Raw genomic sequence first — 4,317 nt, forward strand, 5'->3', positions numbered from 1 at the left:
ATGAACAACCTTCATGGCGCGATTGAGCAGCTCTCTGCGCGCGCCCGCGAAGTTGAAAAAGTCGATCTGCCGGCATTCGAAGACGCCACCATTTCGGAAGTGCGTGACGAAATCCGACGCCTCAACCTTGCGGAAGATACCGACTTCCTGACCATGGTCGCGCTGACGCGTGTGCTTTCCTCGACCCGTAACTGGGTTGGCAAGCTTGACCTTGCGCTTAAGGTCAAGGGCGATGAAAAGGACGAAGCCGCCCGTAAGATGATTGATGACGTGATTGCCGATATTCTCGGTTCTCCCGTCGCACTCAAGGAACTGCTTGGCGGTTCGCGCAGCTTTGGCGAAGCGGTGACCCTGCACATTGATCTCGCACTTGGTCGGGCAAAAGGTAATCGCGGTGCTGCCGATGACATTCTGGAACTTCTGAACCCGCTGTTTGGGTCTGGCCTTTTGGCCAACAGTCAGGAAGCGATGTTTGATTACATCGTTCGTGAACTGCGCAGTGCCAATAGCCTGCAACGCCACGAAAGCGATCCGGATCCGCTCGACGGGATCCTTGAACGCCTGATCACAGAGCAAGGCGTGATTTATGGCACGCCGATGGTCAGCGCGATTGCCGAGCGTGGTGCTCGGTTGCGCAATGTTGGCGGTCCAAGGGCACTGATCGAAGGTGTTGCAGAAATCAACAGTCGTCTGATCCCCAACTTCCGGAAGCTGACCTGGCTTATCGCGGTTGCCAATAGCGGGATTGTCGAAGACTTTGCCGACGAACTTTACGAAATGATGCGCGACGCTGTTGGTGATATGCGTGCTTTGCGCGCGTTCTGTGAGCCGGACGCTAAGCCACGCGACAAAATGGCGACCGTCAAACATATGAACGACGTGCTTGCGGCATCAAACGTTCCTGATGAGCAGAAGGCCGAAATCGGCGCCAAGCTTGATGACGGACTGGCAGAGTATCTTGTCCGCGAGAAGGTGATTGAACGCATTGATAATCCGTCTCTGCACCTGCGCAAACGCGCCTATATGCTGGTTCAATTCTGTTCAAGCGGTGTTCTGATTGAGGGCAAATCGGCTGCTATGGCCCGTAAAAGGGTGGTCGGGTATCTGAAACAGCCCAACTTTACCGACAAATTGGTCGATGACATCAAGGACATGACGACCAAGGAAGGCACGATCCGCGATTTCTATGCATTGTTGCAACGAAGCGGGTTCTGACCCGAATACATCCTTTTTGGGCGTTGAATGATCAAAACACCCCACGAAAGCCGGTTGGCGAGATTCGTGGGGTGTTTGTCATTGTTGCCACATTCGGGATTGGGCATGATGTCTCTCTGACAAGGAGCTACGATGATGTCCAACTCACCCCACACCCCAAAATTAGTCGTCTGCCATGCCTTTGATGGTGTCATGAGCCTTGATGTCATCGGACCGCTTCAGGTGTTCGGTTCGGCAAATGACGAGCTTTCCGCGCTGGGACGGCCACAAGGATACGAAGGGATCGTTGTCGCCGGGGCGAGTGGGCCGGTACGGACATCCTGTGGTGTGCGAATATATGCCGATATGGCGTGGCGTGACCTTGATCTGGACACGGTCGATACTCTGCTGGTGCCAGGTGGTGTCGGTGTTCTGACAGAATGCAAAGAACCGCAAATCCTTGATTGGGTCAGAAAGGCCGAAGGCATCGTGCCACGACTGGGTTCAATCTGTTCAGGTGCACTTATTCTGGCCGAGGCCGGGGTGCTTGATGGCAAAATGGCCACAACCCACTGGTCGCGTTGCGAGCAAATGGCACGCGATTACCCGGCAATCCAAATGATGGGCGATCGGCTGCATAGCTATGATCCCGCGGGCCTCGATGGCGATCCGCACGTTTTTACATCAGCTGGTGTCACCGCCGGGATTGATCTGGCACTGGCGATTGTGGAGGCCGATTTTGGGCGTGCCCTGGCCTTGTCCGTTGCGCGCAGGCTTGTGATGTTCCTCAAACGGCCCGGCGGGCAGGCACAGTTCAGTGCCTACCTGATCCCTGAAACAGGTGCCACAGCACGGCTTGCAAGTCTGCTTGAATGGTTGCCCGGCAATATCGCCAAGGATTTGTCACTTGAAACGCTGGCCGAACGTGCTGGTATGACACCGCGCACTTTTTCGCGGGTGTTTGCGCGTGATCTGGGGATGAGCCCGGCGCGTTATGTCGAACGGGTTCGGGTAGAAGCCGCCCGTGCGCTGTTGCAGGACGAGGCCCTTGCGATTGGGCAAGTTGCCGAGTTGTGCGGCTTCCGGCATCCGGAAACGCTGCGCCGGGCGTTTCAGCGCCATCTTTCTGTCAGTCCCCAGGAATATGCGGAGCGCTTTGCCCGCAAATCATTAGTCACCGCAAACTAGCGACGGTTTGACGGCTTTCATCACAGTCTGAATTTCAGGAGTTGGGAACATGTTGTTGCTGACCAATGGATCATTGCGTCTGCTTTTCTTCGCACAAGCGCTGTATTGGTCCTGTTCACTGATCGGCATTACGCTGACATCGCTCGTCGGTGTATCGCTTGCCCCCGCGCCATCCATGGCAACTTTGCCACTTGGAATGCTTATGGTCGGTAATCTCGTATCTGTTCATCCGCTTGCCATGTTGATGCAGCGTCGTGGCCGACGTGTTGGGTTGTTTGTCGGGGCACTCTTTGGGGTTTTGGGTGGCCTGATGGTGGCTTACGGCATCTATATCGGATCGTTCTGGCTGGTCACGCTTGCCGCCGCACTAATTGGCACCTATCAGGCGTCGGCTATGTATTACCGTTACGCGGCGCTGGAAACTGCCGCGCCATCCGAAAAGGGGCGTGCTGCTGCTCTTGTTCTGGGCGGGGGTGTTCTGGCCGCGCTAATTGCTCCTGAGATTGCTGTTGCGAGCCAAGGTTTACTTCCGGTTCCTTTTGCCGGGGCCTATGTGGCACTGGCAGGTCTGGCGGCCTTGGGTGCATCCTTGATGATCATGTTGCCAGATGGTGGCATTCCGCAACGTGCCGGGTCGAGCCGGGCGGTCATGTCCGATCTGTTGCGCCGCCCGGTCATCCGCGGCGCAATCGCCATCAGTGCCGCCGGGCAGGGTATTATGGTCCTTGTCATGACAGCGACACCGCTTGCGATGAAATATTGTGGCTTTGATGTGGATGTTTCGGCCAACGTGATCCGCTGGCATTTGATCGGAATGTTCTTGCCGGCCTTCGTTGCCGGGCCAATGATCGACCGGTTTGGGCCACGCCGGGTCGCATCATTCGGGGCATTTGCACTGGTAATAAGTGTTGGCGTTGCCGTTTCGGGCATTTCGGTTGCCGCTTTTCTGATCAGTTCGTTCCTTCTGGGGATTGGCTGGAACATGATGCTGTTGGCGGGAACAACGATGCTGGGCGAGGGGCATGATGCGGCGGAACGCGGGCATGCGCAAAGCCTGATGGAACTTGGCAACAGTGGGACGGCGACAGTCGCCACAATTGCCAGCGGGGCATTGATCGCCGGTGCCGGTTGGAGCCTGATCAACTTTGGTGTGCTACCGGTTTTGGTCATTGCACTGATTTTGATGTGGCGGGGATATGCCGCAAAGCAAGCAACCGTAGGCACCTGAAATCAAAAGAAACCGCCGGTCAAGACGACCGGCGGTGAAGTTGCAGGGCGAACGGGGATCGTCGCCCCGGCGCGACTGAAATCGCTTGCATCCCAAGCCGTTCGGGATGGACGAGAACGGGTCGGGTTCATGTGTACAGGCAATAAAAAACCGACCATCAGGCCGGTTGGGATACCAAACTTGTCGCGTTGCCTGCGACGAATTCCTTGATCTTCTGCAAAACGAAATCGCGTGAACTGTTTTCGCGGGTACGGAACAGGACTTCTCGGTCCTGAATGACCAGCCCCATGTAAACAGGGTCGTTATGACCTTCCTTGGTCATCTTGAGGGCGCGAAGGGTATGACCGAGATCATCCGTGCTTTGATAGATCGTACGCATTTTTCTCCAACCAGCATTTACGTCAAAAGACGGTGAAAAACCAATCGACCACACCGTTATGACAGCTGTTTTTTTCTGTCCGATGACAGCCATGTGATGGTTTGAAGACTCTTTTCCCAATCAACCGGGAAATGCAGTGAGCAATGCAGGCAAAAAGCTGCTGGTTTTATTTGGCAGGACTGTTAAAAAGAAAACGACCTTAACGCCGGTTTCGGGCATTGACATGCGCCATGGCGATGTTTAAGAAAGGCGTCGTTCCGCAGGGAACACCAAGGGCATAAAGGGCAAGTGGCCGAGTGGCTGAAGGCGCTCCCCTGCTAAGGGAGTA

At 55.5% G+C, this 4,317-nt stretch carries 4 protein-coding genes and 1 tRNA gene (1 of these 5 cut by a window edge); 4 read left to right on the forward strand and 1 reads right to left on the reverse strand.

What is annotated here, in order from left to right; genetic code table 11:
- The 3 genes from B3Z49_RS21160 to B3Z49_RS21170 all read left to right on the forward strand — a co-directional run.
- Window positions 1-1,215 (forward strand): hypothetical protein (locus B3Z49_RS21160; RefSeq protein WP_296994633.1); only part of this gene is annotated, 1,215 nt, incomplete at its 5' end.
- A gap of 132 nt (window positions 1,216-1,347) precedes the next feature.
- A complete protein-coding gene (locus tag B3Z49_RS21165; protein ID WP_296994635.1) occupies window positions 1,348-2,382 on the forward strand; it encodes a GlxA family transcriptional regulator in 1,035 nt (344 codons plus the stop codon).
- 49 nt (window positions 2,383-2,431) lie between these two features.
- Window positions 2,432-3,610 carry an MFS transporter gene (locus B3Z49_RS21170; protein ID WP_296994636.1) on the forward strand — a complete coding sequence of 393 codons (1,179 nt, stop codon included), beginning with the start codon at window positions 2,432-2,434 and terminating at the stop codon, window positions 3,608-3,610.
- Between the two features lie 157 nt (window positions 3,611-3,767).
- Here the strand turns inward: B3Z49_RS21170 and B3Z49_RS21175 are convergent, their stop codons facing one another.
- Window positions 3,768-3,989: a hypothetical protein gene (locus tag B3Z49_RS21175; RefSeq protein WP_008890757.1), complete on the reverse strand. Its 222-nt coding sequence runs from the start codon at window positions 3,987-3,989 to the stop codon at window positions 3,768-3,770.
- A 282-nt stretch (window positions 3,990-4,271) separates the two neighbouring features.
- Between B3Z49_RS21175 and B3Z49_RS21180 the strand changes: the two genes are divergently transcribed.
- A tRNA-Ser gene (locus B3Z49_RS21180) sits at window positions 4,272-4,317 on the forward strand; it runs 94 nt beyond the window's last position.

Origin of the sequence: Thalassospira sp. UBA1131, assembly GCF_002311515.1 — a bacterium.
GTDB lineage: Bacteria > Pseudomonadota > Alphaproteobacteria > Rhodospirillales > Thalassospiraceae > Thalassospira.